Below are 17,355 nucleotides of genomic sequence, written 5' to 3' on the forward strand. Positions count from 1 at the left end.
ATGTCCGTCAGACGATTTGATAATAAAATGTATTACCTGAGCGGCCCGGCGGCTGCGGTGGTAATTTCGCCATCCGTGGACGTGGTGCACGGGGATGAAAGAGCACTGTCGGCCCGGAAAGCGACCGGATCCGGAAGAAAGTACGAGTGGGTCAAGTGGGGGAAAGACGACGATGAACCCAACCGGGTCATTGCGCTGAACTGGGAATCACCCTCCAAACCTTCGCTGATGGACCAGGCGAAAGAGTTTGTGCTGGGGGCGGGCGTCGCACCGTTTCGGTTTCGCTACGAGAACGGAAAAAAGATTTACGACCGGGAGGATTTTCCGGAACTTGACGACTGGTTCGATGAGCAGGAGATTTTTGAGAAATACCTGGAATTGGGCGCGTTGAGCCTGGTATTCTGCGAGATGGCGTTTGTCAACCTATCGATCGGGGAAGGCAACGAAATCGGTTTGCAGACCATTCAACCGGTGAAGTGCCGGTTTGAGAAACCCACAGCCGGCAAAATCACCCACGTGCTCACCAGTCCGCATTTCGGCAGTGGAAAAACACCGGCCGACATGGGGCGGATTCCGCTCTGGGATCGCGACAACCCCACGGCAAACCCGGAGTCGATCATGCTGCTGAAGAAAGCCCAGATCGGTCAGGATTTTTACAACCTGGGGCTGTTTTGGGGTACGAAAGTGTGGACCAGAGTGGCCAATATGATTCCGCAGTTTCACGAAAACGGACTGACCAACGGCTATAACATCAAGTATTTGATCGAAATCGACGAATCGTACTTCGTCGATGAAGGCGAAAATGCCGACGATGAAGAAACAGCCAAACTCATCGAGAAGCGGAAAGACGAGTTCATGTCCAAGCTCGACGATTTTCTGGCCGGTATTCAGAACACCGACAAAGCCGTGGTGATGATCGGCGATCTGACCGACAGCAATGGCAAGCCCCGGGACATGATCCGGATCAAAGCCATCGACAACAAAATGTCGGATGATGCCTACACCAAAATTTACGAAGCGGCCAACATTGCCCAGGCCCAGGGCCACGGCATTCTGCCGGTCCTGGCCGGTATCGATCAGGGTGGCAAGGTGGGTGGTTCGGGATCGGAACTCGAGCACGCGGCCATGTACCAGGTCGCCTACCGTACGCCGTCGTACCGCCGACACCTGCTCAAGCCCCTGAATACGGCTTTACGGCTAATGAACGTGCCGCGCGATATCGAATACAAGTTTGTCGACGTCGAATTTACCACCCTGGATAAAAACCCGACCGGCAAACAAAACGTGGTCGGACAAGCCTCATGATGACCTACCTCGGAACCGATATCGTCGCCCAGCAGGCGTATTTTCAAAGCATTCAGGAGGCTGACGACCAACTGGCCACGTTTCTCTTCGAAGCTGGTGAAGGCACCGACGTGCTGGTGGAAGCTTCCCGCACCACCGGTTTTTCTTACCCGGCCCTGGTCCTGTTTATGCCGAACATCCTGCTGGGCGACACCGCGCACGGGTTGATTCAGGCCACCCAGGACAATTCGTTTGCGGTGCTGTGTTTGCCCGCTGACTCCACGGCTGATGCGCTGAGCGAGTCGATTAGCCAGGCGCAGCGTGCCGTTTTTCGGATCATCCGCCAGATGCGCAAGGATGCGCGCGCGGGCCGCTTCAACTGGGAAGAACCCCGCCATTGGAAAATCCGGCCGATGACCCAGGTCGGTCCCGATCGGGCCTGCGGGATGATGGTCGACTTTAAAATTATCACCAACGCCAATGCCCTGGTGGGCAGTTCGGACTGATGGATGCGCTGGAAGAACTCGAAAAAGAGCTGGCCGATATTATTGCCGAGTTCCAGCGGCAGGCGATGAGTGAATACCGGATCGCCGTCGAGCGCGAGGGGCTGGTGATGACCGGTGAGTTGGAAGACTCGTTCCGGTCGACGATCCGGGCCGAAGCCCAGCGTTTCGTGTACGAATGCGAAATCCGGTTTCTGGAGTATGGCCGCTACCGGGATATGAAGCGGCTGAACGTGGGCAGCAACATGGCTCCGCTGGAAGCCCTGCTGTACTGGGTGGAGAAAAAAGGAGCGTCCGAATTTTTGAAGGATGTCTGGGCCCGCCGGTACGGCTCGATCAAATCCGACTCCAGGCTGATCCGCGATATTGCCTGGGGCGTCCGGATCGCCCGCCAGCGCAAGATCGAACACATCCGCACCGGGCGGGGCTGGTACAGCGTCACCTCCGGCCGGAAGTTTGGCATGGTGGGCGAACGGGTGCGGCAGGCGGCTGCGCTGGCCGCGATCCGTCATTTAAAACAAACGATAACCGGTAGTGATCAACCATGATTGACCCGAAAGCTTCCCTTACGTTTTTACCGGTGCAGCTCAGCCGCAACCGGATTACCCACACCATCGACGCGCTGGATCCGGTCACGTTTCCCGATCGCAGCCCGCTGCGGTATTTGCTGACGTTGAAAGTGCCCGAATATGCCCAGGCATCGACGTTTATGGCCCTGCCCACGCTGGAAGGCCGCGAAAAGCCGCCCGTTACGCAGGATGGCGCGACGACCTACGAAGGGACCTTTTTTCAGTTTGATTCGATTCTCGACGGTTTTATGGCACTCCAGAAGCCCTCTTACCGACAATCGGAGCTTTCGTCGATCGCCACGCTGACGATGCCCTACAAACTGACCGAACAGGTGCTGCCCGGTGGTGCTGAAGTGGAGCGGGGGATCAAATGGCTGCTGAAAGGCGGCATCACCGAGGCCGATGCAGTTGGCTGGGCCGACCGGTTTGCCAGCGACTACCAGGCCGACGCGCGGCAATTTCTGACCTGGCAGCCCGACGGCAAGATCGTCGGCCGTGAGCAGGAAGAATACCTGTATTTCTTGTTGAACTGCAGTCCGCTGCCCACCGAAGTGCGGCTGCGGGTGGAATACACGCTTCAGAATGGTACCATCGACGAGATGACGCTGCTGACGCTGAAAAATGTCGTGCAGTACCAGGTGATCTGCGCGCCGGTGGGGCCGTCGATGCTGGCGGCTCAAGTGCCGGCGGGTACTGCGCTGGCGCGGTACCGGATCTGGCTGTCGAACCAGGCCAACGAGCGGCTCTCCCAGGTGCGCAGCTTCACGGTCGACCGGCGGTACCGGCGGAATGAGCGCCAGATTTTGTTTTCCAACAGCCTGGGTGGTTTCGATACGCTGCGCCTGGTGGGGAGCGGATCCGAAACGCTGAAGGTGCAGCGGTCTTCGGCTGAACGCGAACGCCCCCTGGGGGCGGTTGGTTTTTCGGAACTATACATCACCGACGTGGTGGGCGAGCGGACGCTGACGGTTTCCACGGGTTATTTTGAGCGCCATGCGGTCAAAACCCTGCGCTACCTGGATGAACTGCTGCTGGCCCGGGAATGGTACCTGATAACGGATAAAGGGCATATTCCGCTGGAGCTTTTGACAACCGACGTCGTCGACCACGAAGACGACGGCGACCTGGTGGCCCGGCAGTTCAGTTTTCGGCAAGTGGATGTCCAACTCAGCTACAGCGATCTGCCGGCGGCACCTGCCCAGGCCGCGCGGCCGGCCGGCTGGCGGGGTGTGGGGATGATGCATCTGCTGGATGCGATGGGCAAGCGCACGGGCCTGGGCCGGCCGATCCGGTTGCAGAAATACTACCTGGACGACGGCTCAATTTACAAACCGCTGACCCAGAAACCCAACGCACCCGGCGATCCGGATTATAGTGGGGGGCTTCCGCTGGCGGGGATCGAACCCGGCACTACGCCGTTCCCGAGTGCGGAAATTGCCCGGACCACCACCTACAGCCGCGCCAATTGCCCGGCGGGTCAGGTGGGTGGACCGGCCACGATCGTCATCACGGCGGGGAAGTACGGCGGGGAAGCGGATGGCGATGCCGATCAACTGGCCGAAGCCGAATATGCCTCCCTGAATACCCAGGCGTATGCCAACCAGTACGGCACCTGCACAGTTTCGCCCGAAATTTATGCCTGGTCGGTTCCGGCCGGAAAATGGCATTACCGCGCGGGCCAGCCGTCGAAAATGTCGGTGCACCACACCACGTCACTGGTTCCGGATATGGGGAACGCCTACGGCCTGGCGACCGGCCCGAACGTGTATGCACCGGGCAGCAACGATCTGGACTTTCCGGTGATCAACGATAACTTCTGGTTTCTCTACACGATGGGTACCCCCGGGCAGCTTTACCGGATCCGGGTGTTCCGGAACGGACTACCGATCAAGGACACCACATTTACGATGAACCAGGACGGTTTTGAACTGCACCTGCTTCATCCGATGAGTGAAACGCTCAATTCGGAGGATAAACTTTACCTGGATCTAACGACTGCTTAAGGATGCTGCAAACCCGCGTGAATGGTGAAATTGCCGATCTGGCGCCCAAGGGCAGCGTGGATCTGGAACTGGTCAATCCGTATCTGACCTACGAAACGTTGTTTACCAGCAGTGCCAAATTGCCCGCGCTGCCCCTGTCGGCCCGCAACCGGCGGCTGTTCGGGTTTCAGGATGAGCTGCAGGTGGCCACCGGACCGGAACGGATGGTGGTGCAGCAGTACTACAACGGTCACCTGGTGCAGGAAGGCATTGGGCTGGCCACGGTCGATTCGAGCGGTTTCCAACTTTCCGTCGTGCAACCGCTGGGCGAATTCTTCGGCGATTACCAGACCGTGCCTTTGAGCGAGATCGATTTCGGCACGATTGCCCTGCCTGCCACACTCACACCGGTGCTGACGGCGGCCGGTCAGGATGCGGTGTGTTTTCCGACGATTCAGAATCCGGATTATTACGGCACCAATGGCGCGGGGATCGGCTACGGGGGGCGGGTCAATCCGTATGTGGCCGGCGTATATACGGCTGGCCCGAACGTGCCGATGGTGTTTGTCAGGTGGCTGCTGCTGCAGATTGCCGCCAAAACCGGAACGACGATATCGGGCACGATCCTGGATCATCCGCAGCTCTCGAAACTGGTGCTCTACAACACCCGGGCCCTTGACGGCGCGGCCGACGTGACGATCCGGAATCACCTGCCTACCTGGACGATTCCGCAGCTTTTGATCGAACTTCGGAAGGTGTTTAACCTGGCGTTCGATTTTCAGGCGGTGCAGGGCCGGTTAACGACGTCACTGACCGACGACATCTTTAAAGCGCCGGTGGTCAAGGACTGGTCGGGGAAGGCGGTGAAACAGTACAAACGACGGGCGGAAGTCAACCGGCGGCTGCAACTGAGCTTCGAACTGGATTCCTCCGATGCGCTGTTGAAAGATAAGCCTGGGGAACTGGCCGATTACCTGACGCCCGCGGGTGTCGATCCGACCGGAATTGCGAAACTTTCGGCCAAACTGGGCACCTTGCTGTATGACCCGGCCACGGGCCTGGCATCGGCCCGACAGCCTGGAGTCACGGCTGCGTTTAATCAGTCGACGCAGGGCTGGATGCCCCGGCTGTTGTTCTGGAACGGACTGGAAGATGATCTGCCACTGGCGTTGCCGACGCTGGATGGACTGAGCCTGTACTGGCTCGGGATGGGTGGACTGGCCGCAACCTTCTGGAATGAACTGGAAGCGTTCCGGACCAGGATGTTTTACGTGGAGCGGGAACTGCTGCTGAATGAAACGGACCTGGCCACACTGAACTTCAAAGAGAAAATCCACATCAATGGCGTGAATTATCTTGTGGTGCAGGTGATGGTCAGTCTACCGGTCCGAATGCCGGCGAAGTGTTTTTTAGTAAGAGTTTGAAATTATCAAACTCTCTCACTCACCGATTGAGGAAGGGCATGATTATAGAACTACTTTATTCGATTTCTTAAAACTTAAATTCTAAATCACTTTATTACACTCTATTCTAACTATGGCTGGAGTTGATTCAGGAATTATACTCTTTGTTTACTAATTAATTTAATTGCACCATCGTGCATCCTCCCCCTACCGTGGCTTTTACGGTACCACTCCAGCTATGCCCTAAATTATCTGAAGCCGTATACGTATATGTACCTAAGGGATTAATTATTGATACTAACCACCTCCTTGTGCAAAGGTCCGCAGTGGTAGGAGCATAGCTTACAGCAGCGGCCCCAATCTGCACATTATTTAAATTAACAATGATATTATTATACGTAGGGCTGTAAAAAATTATGTTATTCTTGTCGGAAGGTACTGGCTTAGCCGTGTTTTTTTGCAAAAGGATTCCTGCTGTTGTGCCATTTTCAGCAGTAAACTTCCCTTCCCACACATGACCATTTTGACTAACTGCTCTGTAAATGTGCTCTCCAGCTGAAATAGTTGTCGTAAATGTTGATGCAGTAGGAGATGTGTTTGAATATGTTAATTTTGATTCATTTAATAATGCTGTGTTCACATCGTCTAAATATAACTGAATACCTCTTGTGCCTGTCTCACCATTATTAGAGAATTTTACCGCAGACTTGGGAGTACTTGTTGAATTTGAGACATCTAAAATAATTGCTTTACACTGGTCTTTTTCAGAAACGATTACATCATTTAAATTCCACTGTATCAGGCCATTATCGGCAAAAAGTGTATTTTTCTGGCCAATTTTAACTTTAATGTGCAAGTCCTTATTTTTACATGGATCTAAGCCTTTCTCAGATGCATTTACTATTCCTGTATGGTCATCTCCATTAACCTTCAATGTTGTAAGCTGATCCACATTTTTTGTATTAAATATTAAACTGCCATATGCATCTTCCAATGGTTTCGGATCTGGCTCTTTATTTGATGATGGGCAACCTGTCAAAACAAAAACTAAAGATACAAATTGACAGAAAACAGTAAAACGGCTTCTAAAGAAGAGATTTTTCATATTTACTTAGTTTTAATTGTATTAACGATATAAAAGTATTCGTTTGAATTCTTCTTAACGACTATCTGCCTTTCTAGGGGATAAATATAAAAGATAAAAATGACCTAGTAAACCATTTTCCAAACTTAAAATAGTTACTTTGATTAAGTTTAGGTACACCTTTACTCTAAAAGGAGTAAATAGTCACTAAGCTACAATCTATCGTTTGTTTAGATGAATGTGCAGGTTTTGAAACTTGTTAGTCGGATAGCGCAGTGTATGCTGGCCCGAGCTTAATGACAACGCGATAATACCAAATAGCCATCCGCTGCAGCCAATAGTTTACTTTATTATTAGGTAAGTCGCTAGGAATATCGACCACTTCCAGAAGAATTGGTAAAGTTCTAATCTGAATGGATGGCCTAATGGGGGCGTATTCATCCAATTGCTTTAGTGTACGAAAATGAATAATACGTACCCGCATTGGGGGTTCTCCTGTATTTAATATAAAAGCCGCTTCGGGTTTCGAAGCGGCTTCATCGTTTTCCAACGAAAATCTATTTTTCATGCTGGCTCCAGTGGTGGCCAGCGGGCGAAATGCACTTTGGGGTTCAGTTTGTCCGGAGGCCGGATGACGTACAAAAGTTGCTCATCTGATTTTTCAGTGAGATAATGAGATACCCAAAGATGCTTCCGGATATGGACCGGCACGTTTCTGGTTTTCCATTTAGTGCCTCGGCAATCCAGTTGAGCAAAGACTGCTCTGGCGAAGACGATTCCTTCTTCGAGTTGATTTGATGTTGTCATCAGTATGTAAAGCCGTTTTTAAACCGCTGGCGACTGCGGGAGAAGGATCAAAGATACTCCGGAAAGGGGTACAAAAAAATGTCCTTTATGGACAAATTGCCTCAGGTCAACTTTGAAGTTCACTCAACGACTCAACGTTATGACTACTGTCAAACCACTGCTTAAAACCCCTATCAGTTACTATGGCGGCAAACAAATGATGCTTCGCCACATTCTCCCCAAGATACCTGCCCATCACACCTACGTCGAACCTTTTTTTGGAGGTGGGGCGGTTTTCTGGGGGAAAGAGCCCAGCCAGGCGGAAGTGGTCAACGACTTAAACAACCGCCTGATCAGTTTCTACAAGGTACTGAAATATGACATCGACGAGCTTCAGAAGTTGATCGATGAGACGTTTCACAGCCGCGCGCAGCATTCAGAAACCGACCAGGTGTATGAGTCGGGGGAAGATGAGATCAAGGACATGCTTCAAATGGCCTGGGCCATCTGGGTGCAGACCAACATGTCGTTTAGTTGTATGATTGGTGGGGGTTTTGGCTACGATCGGCACGGCAAATGCGCGTTGAAAATCTTCAACAAGAAACAGCTGCTCACCGATGCCTACCAGCTGCGGCTCAAACGGGTCACTATCGAGTCGTATGACGTGCTGAAAGTCATGCGGGCGTATGACGCTCCAGATGCCTTTTTTTACCTGGATCCGCCGTATGTGTCGGCCAACCAGGGACACTATTCCGGTTATAGCCTGGATGATTTTCGGAACCTGCTGGAGGCCTGTGCGCAGTTGAAAGGAAAGTTTCTGCTTTCAAGCTACCCGGAGCCGCTCCTGATGGAGTTCCGGGAGAAATATGGCTGGCAGTCGGAAGACCACGAAAAGTCACTGGCGGTCGACGGTCGGCGGAAGGAAAACAAAAAGAAGATCGAGTGCCTGACCTGGAATTATTAATTCCGGAGCAGCCTTCATTTTTGCCCTGGAGATTTAGTCTCCAGGGCTTTTTTGTGTCCTACTAGGTCCCCGAAAGCTTGTTTTTCTTGCCATTGTCAAGCTATAACTGCGCGTGGACGATGGCAATGGATTTGAATGAAACCGCCAGCATTACCCTCAAAATTGAAGGGGATGCTGCGCGTAACCAACTGGCTTTACTAGAAGGCGAAGCCCGCAAGCTGGAACGGGCCCTGAAGGAAGCACCCAAGGGCAGTCAGGAATGGGCTGAATTGTATAAAGAACTCGGGAAAAATCAGGACGCCCAGAAAGTGCTGCGGGAAAGTGTCGGGTTAACGGGGCTGACCATGAAGCAGCTCGAAAACGAATCGCGATCGCTGACCAAAGAGTTAAGGAACCTCACGCCTGGTACGGAGGAATTCGTTGCCAAATCAGCCCGGCTTTCGGAAGTCAATACCCGGCTGGGGGAAGTGCGGACGCAGGCCAAAGGGGTGAGCCAGGCGCTGGGAGAAACCAGTACCGCCGTCGCGGACTGGGATGATAAAAACAAGCGGGCCACGCTGACCGTCAAGCAACTTCGGGAGGTTGCGGATCAGTTGGGGAAAGAGATTCAGGATCTGGTGCCCGGCACGAAGGCCCACGCCGATGCGGTGGCCAAACAAAACGAGGTGCAGAAACAACTCGGTACGACGCTGGCCGAACAGCCTTCCCGCTGGAAGCAGGTTCAGAATGCCGTGGTGGCGTTTGTAGGCTCTTTTACCTTACTGAGTGTCGTCCAGGAGTTATTCAGCTTCATCAAATCCGGGATTTCTCAGGCGCTCAGTTTGTCGGACGCCATGGCCGATGTCTCGAAGTCGACTAACATGACCGCGGAGCAGGTTAGGAATCTCTCGGAACAACTCGACCAAATCGATACCCGAACGGCCAAAGAAGGGCTTATGGAAATCGCCAAAGTGGGTGGTCAGTTGGGCATTGCCAACGATGAGCTGCTCGGATTTGTGGAGTCGGTCGACAAAGCGGTCGTGGCCCTGGGTGACGAGTTTACGGGCGGAGCGGAAGAAGCAGCCAAAGAAATCGGGGCTCTTCAAAAACTGTTTAAGGAAACCCGAGAAATGAAGGCGGGTGATGCGATCAACGACATCGGTTCGGCGCTGAATGAACTAGGAGCAGCCGGATCGGCAACGGCACCGGTGGTAGCCGACTTTACCAAACGAATGGGGCAGCTCGGAGACTTAAGTCCCCAGATCAGTGAAACCATGGGGCTTGGCGCAGCCTTCCAGGAACTGGGCCTGACGGCAGAGATTGCTGCCGGTGGGCTCTCCAACATTCTGCTGACTGCCGCCAAAGACACCCATTCATTTGCGCAACAACTGGGCCTGACCGAAACCCAGATGAAGAACCTGATCAATACCAGGCCCAACGAATTTCTGGTCAAACTGGCCGAAAGTTTCCGGGGAATACCCGCCGATCAGGTGGCCAAACGCCTGGCCGAACTAGGGATCAAATCCCAGGAAGCGACCAAAGTGATGTCGCTGATGAAAGACCAGACCCAGCTCGTAACGAAGTATCAGGATCTGGCCAATAAAGCCATGAAGGAAGGCTCCAGTCTCACGGGTGAATTCAACATCAAAAACAAAACAGCCGCAGCGGAATACGAGAAGTCCCAAAAAGCGATTGCGCTGCTGGCCACAGAACTCGGACAATCCCTTTTACCCTATCTGACGAAATCGACCCAGGGGGTCATCGCTTTTGTGAACATCATCCGGGCGGTACCGGAATTTCTGAGCGAGAACAAAACGGAATTGGCCCTGCTGGGTGGAGCCTTGCTGGCTTTCAACGGGCATCTAATTGCCAGTACGGCCAGCAGTCTGGCCCATGCCGCAGCCGAAAAAGCCCGCATCATCTGGACGGAATCGGCCACAGCCGCGCAATGGCTGCTTAACACCGCGTTGACGGCGAATCCAATCGGTGCCGTGATTGCGGTGGTGATGCTGCTCGCAGCCGGGTTTGTGACCTTGTACAACAACTCGGTCACGGTGCGCGCGGGTATTAACGGTTTGTTCGAAGCCATGAAGGTCGCGGCCGGCGAACTGCTCAACTTCTGGAATGCGATCACGAGTCTGAATTTTGCCGAAGCGGCCACCATCATGTGGGAAGGCGGTAAGAAAATAGCCGCAGGTTTTAATAAGGGCTACGAAGACCAGATCAAAACTGAACAGCCCAAACACCTGGCCAATCATAAAACGCTGGTCGAGCAAAAGAAAACAGTCAGTGTGCAGGGTGCGAAGGAAACCGGTCAATTGGAAACCCTGGAAGATCAGAAGACCCACGAGACGAAGGCCGGGCAGGCCCGTGCTGCCCGGGAAAAAGAAAACGCCGAAATTCAGAAAGATACCCAGGCCATTATCGCCAAAAAGCGGGAAGCGCAGATTGCGGCCATTGCCGACGAAAACCAGCGGGAAATTGCCAAACTGCAATGGAAACACGAGCAGGAGGTCGCGGCCATTCAAAATTCGAAGGCCCGGGAAACCGAAAAAACGGCGGCCATCAAAGCCCTGGATGCCCAGCTGAAGGTCGACATCGAGGCCGAGAATAAAAAGCACCTGGAGAAGATTACGGCGGACCAGCAGAAGGCCCTGGCGATGGAGCGGGAACTGAAACTGGCCCTGGAAACCGATGAGAAAGCTCGCAAACTGGCCGATGCCCAGTACAAGTACGAAACCGAAAAGGCCCGCATCGAAAAAGAGATTACGGATGAAGTGCAACAGGCTCAGCTGCTGACGCTCCTGAAGGCGAAATACACCCAGGATGTTGCCGCCATCAACACGGAATTCCGCAACCGGGAACGGGAGTCGAACAATTTCATCCGGACCCAGGAGCAAGCCGCCGAAATGGCCCAGTTCGACTGGAAGGAACTCAATGCGGGCAACAATGCCCAGAAACTGATCGAGATCAAACGGGAACGGCTTCGGGTGGAACTCGACCACCAGAAAGCCAACCTGGCGGCTGAACGCGACGCCGAGCTGGCCCGCATTGCGGAAAGCAACCTGAGCCAGGAGCAGAAAGCCGCGCAGCAAACCGCCATCAACGCCAAATATACGGCCGACGTAGCCCTGGCCGGTAAACAACTGGAGAGCGAGATGACCCGGCTCGATGAAGAGCACGTGGCCCGCAAACGCGAACGCTGGCAGAATTATTCCAACGCCTTCAAGTCGATTCTGGATGGGGATGTAGCGAGTTTCACGGCGGCTGCGACCCAGATGTTTCAGGTCGACGAAGAACACCGCAACAAGAAACTGCAGCGTACGTCGGAAGTGGCTGACCAGGTGGGCGATATTGCCAAACAAGGGGTGGCCTTTCTGAATAAACTGACCCAGGAGCGGCTCGACAAGGAGATTGCGGCCTCGAAAAAAGAGACCGAAACCAAACTGGCGGATAACAAAACCCGGATGGAAGCGGCCATCAAAGCCGCCGAAGAGCAGGCCGAAGCCGAGAAACTCGCAGCGGGCGATTCGGCGGAAGAAATTGAGCGGATCGAGACCAAACTGGCCGAAAGCAAAACCAGCATCCGGGAGGATTTTGAATCGGAAGCCGACTCGATCCGGAAAGACGGTGCCAGCAAAGAAAAAGCCCTGGCAAAACAGAAGTGGGAAGCCGACAAGAAAGCCCAGGTGGCCACGGCCCTGATCAGCGGAGCCCAGGCTGCGCTGAAGGCGCTGGCGTCGGGGATTTTTCCGGTGAACCTGGTATTTGCCGGGATCATTGCCGGTTTAACGGCGCTGCAGATCGCCAAGATCAAAAACCAGCCCGCGCCGTCGTTTGCCCGGGGTGGTCATTTCAGCGTCGATGAAGGTCAGGTCAAACCCATGTATGGGGAGGGCGGCATCGACTGGAGTAGCGTTCCAGAACACTTCGGACGGATGTTTCGGCGGGGTGGCAAGAGCTACGTGAAGAACGCCGGTGTTTTACAAGGTGCTCGGCACGGGAGCCGTTACGGTGAGAAGGGTATTGCGATGATCGACCGGGAGTCGGGTCGGGAAGTGGGCGAAGCCGAAGGGGGCGAACCGTTTATGATTCTATCGCGCAACACCTATTCCAACAATAAACCGATCATCGACCGGCTGCTGTATTCGTCGATGTACCGGGGTGGCCAGAAAATTGCGTACCGCGATGGCGGGGTCGGCTCTGCTTCCGGAAACTGGGCGATCGGTACGATTACGGAAACGCCCTACTTCGAGCGTCGGATGATGCTGTTCGGCTCCAAGAAAAAGAAGGAAGCCGAAAACGCCCGGATTCAGGCTGAAATCGAGGCCCGTAAAGCGGAAGAAGAAGCCGAGAAAGCGGCCAAAGACATGGCATCCCAGAGTGCCTACGATGGCCCAACCAGTGGTGATGAAGGGGATGCCAATGGTTCGGCTCAGGCTTCGGGCTATAGTGGTGATGCCGAAGCGGCAGCCGCCGAAGCGGCCGAGATGGCGCAGGAACAACTGGATCTGCTGGAAGATATTGGCAAAGCCATCGAATCCATGTCCGACGATTTGCAACAGGCTCTACTGGGGCTTTCTACCAGTCTGACGGCGTCGATGGACAACCTGGCCGCGTCGAACCAGACCGCCCTGGCCGGGCTGAGCACTTCCCTGCAATCGTCGATCAACAGCATGGCGGGCGATGTGCGCGAACTGAAGGGAAGCATCAACGCCGTGGAAGGCGCAACCCGGGAAGTGAAGGGGGCCGTCGACGGGGTGCAGGGTGCGGTTTGGGGTACTAACCAGGCCGGACGGCTCGATACACTGATCAGTGCGATTTCTTCCCTTGGTTAATGGGACGATAAATGGTAGGGATGGAAATCACTACGTGTTCCCTGATGTCTGGAAATTTGTATAACTTAGCAAGCAACCCACCCACGAATAAACTATGCAAATCCCTGTAATGGTACCCGTTAAATCTCACATTCAAAAGTTCATTATCAACCGTTACGGCGACGGGAAAAATCACTCGATCCCGGTTCGAAAGATGACGTTTCTGGGCGATATACTGGCACTGGCACTGGTCAAAAATACGTTCATGACCACGCGGTTTGAAGTGCCCAGCGGTCCATGCCTGGTCTTTCACATTCCCTCCGAAACCAAGTTCATGGAGGTGCCGGAAAAGAAACTCAGGATGCTGCAGGTGGCACTCGACCGGCACTTCCGCGACTGCTTGATCTCGTTTGTGATGGGCTATCATTTTGCGACCGGGGACCAGATGCAGGCGGTGAAAAAATTCCTGGATGTACACGACATCGACGAAGAGATGCTCTCGGCCGACACGGCCTGGAAGGTTTGGCGCGATTTTGAGGTCAAAATGGAGCGGAAAAGGAAAAAAAGTTTTCGGCAAGTTGTCGGTGCCAGCGGCAAACCTGTCGGTGAAATCGAAAACCTGTCGGTTGTTTTCGCCATGTCGTAGGTAAACTTCTTTCCCAAAAAAGCCGCTTTCTGTGAGAGAAAGCGGCTTTTTTGATTTTTGCCGACTAAAAATAAGCCTCAAAAACGGTCCTGTTTTTTCGGGGAGAATCCCGCGACCTTTGGGCATGAGCATCCTTGAGCAGCAGTTGGGCGGCTGGCAGCAACAACCCAGCGTGGGCCACGTGGCCCGGTTGAAACTCGTACCCATCGACGACGTGCTGCGCGTGGCCACGCCCGATGAGCTACCGGTGGCGGGTCGGCCGCTGACGGTGGCGTCACTGGGGCTCAGCGTGGTCGACGGCGCGGTGATGACGGAATTGGTTTTTCCGCCCCGGACTTGCACGTTCACGGAAAGTACGAGTCGGCAAGCGGGTCAGTTGCTTTACACAATCGCCCTGAGTACGTCGCTGGTAGCTCCGGACGAAACGCTGCTAACCTGGCTGGATGAGCACCTGGAGCGACGCTTTCTGGCCATCTGGCTGGGGCATAATGGAAAGGTGTTTCAGGCGGGTGAACCCGGCAACGGGCTGTGGATGGCCACGAGCCGGGGACTGACCGAGCAGGATTCGCTGAGCCTGACGCTACAGGGGCTGGCCACGCACCCGGTCTGGTTTCGGGACAGTTATCTGGAGTTACAGTCACCGGATGCCGAATTCGACTTATCCTTCGATCTCAGTTTTTCATAATCCCACTTTCAAGCTATGGCGGTTGATCCCAATTACATCAAGAATCTCATCGACGAAAACATCCAGGATGCTCCGCCGGCGGCTCCCCGCTCAAATACAGCGCAGTCGGTTCGGGGTATTCTAAAGCAAGTGGTCGACTGGGTGACCGGTAACGACTATACACCCGACCACGAGTGGAGCGGTACGCAACTGCGGTTTAAAAAAGCCAATGGCGTCAACGGGGCGTATACGGATTTGAAAGGAGCCAAAGGCGACAAAGGTGATCAGGGCAATCCGGGAACACTCACGGCCAGTGCGCTGCCGGTCCGCACCACCCCCGTCAACCGAGCCACCGATAAACTCGTCGTGCAGCGCGGGGACGGGGTGCTGGAGAAAGTTACCCTGTATCAACTGGCGGGTGGAGCTCCCCTGGTGACGGGCAACTTGGTGGCTAATGGCAATACCGAGTTCGGCGATCTGAGCAACCTGCAACCCGGCGACGCCACCAAACTCTCCTTCGATTCGACCCAAAGCCCGCCCGCCGGGGGGAAAGGGGCGTTCCGGTACGCGGGGGCCAACGGCTTTCTGCGAACGATCGATCTAATCCCGGTGAACCTGCTGCGCCGTCACCGGCTGTCGGTGGTGGCCCGCCACGGCGATACCAGCGGGGCCAATTATGACGCCAACGCCCGGTGTTATTTCGGTCTGGTGTGTTACGATGCCGATGGGCTGGAAATCACACCCCCCAACTTCGCGAAGGTCACGGGGGCGGCTTTGACAACACTGGCCGCTCCGCTCAATCCGGGCGACACGACCATGACACTCACCAGTGCCACGGGCTGGAACAACGGCGCATCGGCCAGTCAGCGGGGCTTTGCCTGGTATCCCTACACGAATGCTCAGGGCCAGGTGTTTTCCGACTATGGCTATTCCCGTCAGGTTTCCAGCGGCTTCAACGTCTACTGGCAGAGCAACGGTGGCACCTGGCTGGCGGGCGGCATTGCCGGCAACGTGGTGACCCTGCGTGTACCCTGGCCCGGTCCGGCGCTGCCGGCGGGCACCAAAGTGGCCAACGTGTCGGAGGGCGGTACGTATATGTATTCGAGTGTCTTGAATAACGGGCTGGTGCCCAACACCTGGACGCTCTACGAATGCTTTATTCAGGGCGTCAATCCGGGCAACAGCGAAGACCCCGCCAACCTGATGTTCCGGCCGGGAACGGCGTTTATCCGCCCGATCCTGCTGATCAATTACAACAACCCGGCGGCTACCACGACGTTTTATTTGACGATGCTGGACGTGCGGGAAGCGGGCTTCGACCAGGCCACGCTGCTGGCGGGCAACAATACGTTTAGCGGGGCCAACACCTTTTCGGGCGAAACCACGGTGAAACGCATCACCGCCAGTGGCTCCACCCCCAGTGCCGCCCCTGGTTCCGGAGCCGGTGGTGGTGGTACGGTTTCGATTATGACCGGTTCCACTGACATGGCCGGTACGATTACGCTCAACATCGGCACCAGCCCGCCCACGGTGCAGACGGTGGCCACCATCACCTTTGCCAGCGCGATGGCTGCGGCTCCCCGGGCCATCGTCATCAGCGCCCGCAACAACCAGGCGGGCATGAGCCTGGCCCGGTTTTTTATCGCCACCAAAACCGCATCGGCCTGGACCATCAGCTCGACGGACGTAGCGCTGTCAGCCAGCACTACTTATATTCTGGACTATATCATCATTGCGTAAATGGAAAGCACGATTTTAAAACAATTGGGCCTGGTGGTGTCGGAGACCGGGGCCATTACCGGCATCGACTTGCCGATTTCTCCCACCCCCCTGCTGGCCGCAGGCATGCAGCGCCGGGTTCGGCTCAAACGGCTGACCTTCGATGCCGATCTGGAAATTACCGCCCTGTTTGAAATGCGGGTGGTGGACGACGAAGGGCGGGATTTGTTCGAACTGTATAGCCAGGATGCCACGCTGCCGCCGTTCGTGGCCCGCGAACGCCTGGCGCGGGTGCAGCCCATTGAGATTCCCCGTTCGACCCGGGATTCCTTCCGTGACCCGGTTACGGGTCAACTCGTAACATCGGAGGTGCTGAATAGCACTTCTGAACTCCATTTCTTCCAAAATATGGCGCTGGGCCACCTACAGGCACAAGGTTTGCCGCTGACCGGATCGGAACCGTACCTGGTGGTGGTATATCTGATGTTGGCTAACATCATCCGGGAAAAAGACGCGCTGGGGGAATTCTAATGAAAAACGGAATCATCGTACGCTACCGGGAAGAAGACCCCGACAAATCGGACCGGTGGGTGCTGGTCGAGCCGCTGACATTTCAGACGCTGATCGGGGAAGTGATCATTCCGGCGGGCTACGTGACGGATTTTGCCAGCGTGCCCGCGCCCTTGTGGAGCGTTTTTCCACCCATTGGCCGGTATAACCGGGCGAGTCTGCTGCACGATTACTGGTATGACCACCGGCTGGGTGAAGAGAAACTGGGGGCCGAGCTGGCCCGGAAGCTGGCCGATCTGGAGTACTACACGCGCATCCACCAGATCGAACCCCACCGCTGGCTTCGCAACCGGCTGATGTATTGGGCCTGCCGGTGGTTTGGCCGCAACTGGTGGGTGAATTAGTGTCCTTTTAGGCCTGAAAACGTCCTGTCATTTTCGTACTC

At 55.0% G+C, this 17,355-nt stretch carries 14 protein-coding genes; 12 read left to right on the forward strand and 2 right to left on the reverse strand.

Going from position 1 to position 17,355, the window contains the following annotated elements:
* The 5 genes from ACS5NO_RS17500 to ACS5NO_RS17520 are packed head-to-tail and all read left to right on the forward strand — an operon-like array spanning position 1 to position 5,762.
* Positions 1–1,305 carry a hypothetical protein gene (locus ACS5NO_RS17500; protein ID WP_439416359.1) on the forward strand — a complete coding sequence of 435 codons (1,305 nt, stop codon included), beginning with the start codon at positions 1–3 and terminating at the stop codon, positions 1,303–1,305.
* Positions 1,302–1,790: a hypothetical protein gene (locus ACS5NO_RS17505; protein WP_439416360.1), complete on the forward strand. Its 489-nt coding sequence runs from the start codon at positions 1,302–1,304 to the stop codon at positions 1,788–1,790. Before ACS5NO_RS17500 ends, ACS5NO_RS17505 begins: the two co-directional genes overlap by 4 nt.
* Positions 1,790–2,335 carry a hypothetical protein gene (locus tag ACS5NO_RS17510; protein WP_439416361.1) on the forward strand — a complete coding sequence of 182 codons (546 nt, stop codon included), beginning with the start codon at positions 1,790–1,792 and terminating at the stop codon, positions 2,333–2,335. Before ACS5NO_RS17505 ends, ACS5NO_RS17510 begins: the two co-directional genes overlap by 1 nt.
* Positions 2,332–4,359 (forward strand): DUF5977 domain-containing protein, encoded by a 2,028-nt coding sequence (locus tag ACS5NO_RS17515; RefSeq protein WP_439416362.1) that lies wholly within the window; start codon positions 2,332–2,334, stop codon positions 4,357–4,359. Before ACS5NO_RS17510 ends, ACS5NO_RS17515 begins: the two co-directional genes overlap by 4 nt.
* Positions 4,360–4,361: 2 nt before the next feature.
* Entirely contained in the window at positions 4,362–5,762 is a 1,401-nt protein-coding gene (locus ACS5NO_RS17520) for a hypothetical protein (RefSeq protein WP_439416363.1), read from the forward strand.
* A 154-nt stretch (positions 5,763–5,916) separates the two neighbouring features.
* Here the strand turns inward: ACS5NO_RS17520 and ACS5NO_RS17525 are convergent, their stop codons facing one another.
* Both ACS5NO_RS17525 and ACS5NO_RS17530 read right to left on the reverse strand, forming a co-directional pair.
* Positions 5,917–6,846 carry a hypothetical protein gene (locus tag ACS5NO_RS17525; RefSeq protein ID WP_439416364.1) on the reverse strand — a complete coding sequence of 310 codons (930 nt, stop codon included), beginning with the start codon at positions 6,844–6,846 and terminating at the stop codon, positions 5,917–5,919.
* A 238-nt stretch (positions 6,847–7,084) separates the two neighbouring features.
* Complete coding sequence (locus ACS5NO_RS17530; RefSeq protein ID WP_439416365.1) at positions 7,085–7,393, reverse strand: hypothetical protein; 309 nt, start codon at positions 7,391–7,393, stop codon at positions 7,085–7,087.
* 378 nt (positions 7,394–7,771) lie between these two features.
* Here ACS5NO_RS17530 and ACS5NO_RS17535 point away from each other — a divergent pair, with 378 nt between their 5' ends.
* The 7 genes from ACS5NO_RS17535 (at position 7,772) to ACS5NO_RS17565 (ending at position 17,314) form a co-directional block, all read left to right on the forward strand.
* On the forward strand, positions 7,772–8,575 hold the full coding sequence (locus tag ACS5NO_RS17535; protein ID WP_439416366.1) for a DNA adenine methylase: 804 nt from the start codon (positions 7,772–7,774) through the stop codon (positions 8,573–8,575).
* Positions 8,576–8,694: 119 nt separating this feature from the next.
* A complete protein-coding gene (locus ACS5NO_RS17540; RefSeq protein ID WP_439416367.1) occupies positions 8,695–13,392 on the forward strand; it encodes a phage tail tape measure protein in 4,698 nt (1,565 codons plus the stop codon).
* Between the two features lie 94 nt (positions 13,393–13,486).
* Positions 13,487–14,017: a hypothetical protein gene (locus tag ACS5NO_RS17545; RefSeq protein ID WP_439416368.1), complete on the forward strand. Its 531-nt coding sequence runs from the start codon at positions 13,487–13,489 to the stop codon at positions 14,015–14,017.
* A 124-nt stretch (positions 14,018–14,141) separates the two neighbouring features.
* Positions 14,142–14,702, forward strand: a complete 561-nt coding sequence (locus tag ACS5NO_RS17550; protein WP_439416369.1) for a hypothetical protein — start codon at positions 14,142–14,144, stop codon at positions 14,700–14,702.
* Between the two features lie 15 nt (positions 14,703–14,717).
* Entirely contained in the window at positions 14,718–16,421 is a 1,704-nt protein-coding gene (locus ACS5NO_RS17555) for a hypothetical protein (protein WP_439416370.1), read from the forward strand.
* Complete coding sequence (locus ACS5NO_RS17560; RefSeq protein ID WP_439416371.1) at positions 16,422–16,931, forward strand: hypothetical protein; 510 nt, start codon at positions 16,422–16,424, stop codon at positions 16,929–16,931.
* Positions 16,931–17,314: a DUF1353 domain-containing protein gene (locus ACS5NO_RS17565; protein WP_439416372.1), complete on the forward strand. Its 384-nt coding sequence runs from the start codon at positions 16,931–16,933 to the stop codon at positions 17,312–17,314. Before ACS5NO_RS17560 ends, ACS5NO_RS17565 begins: the two co-directional genes overlap by 1 nt.
* Positions 17,315–17,355: the final 41 nt, after the last annotated feature.

It is taken from the genome of Larkinella fluvii (genome assembly GCF_051857545.1).
Classification (GTDB): Bacteria; Bacteroidota; Bacteroidia; order Cytophagales; family Spirosomataceae; genus Larkinella.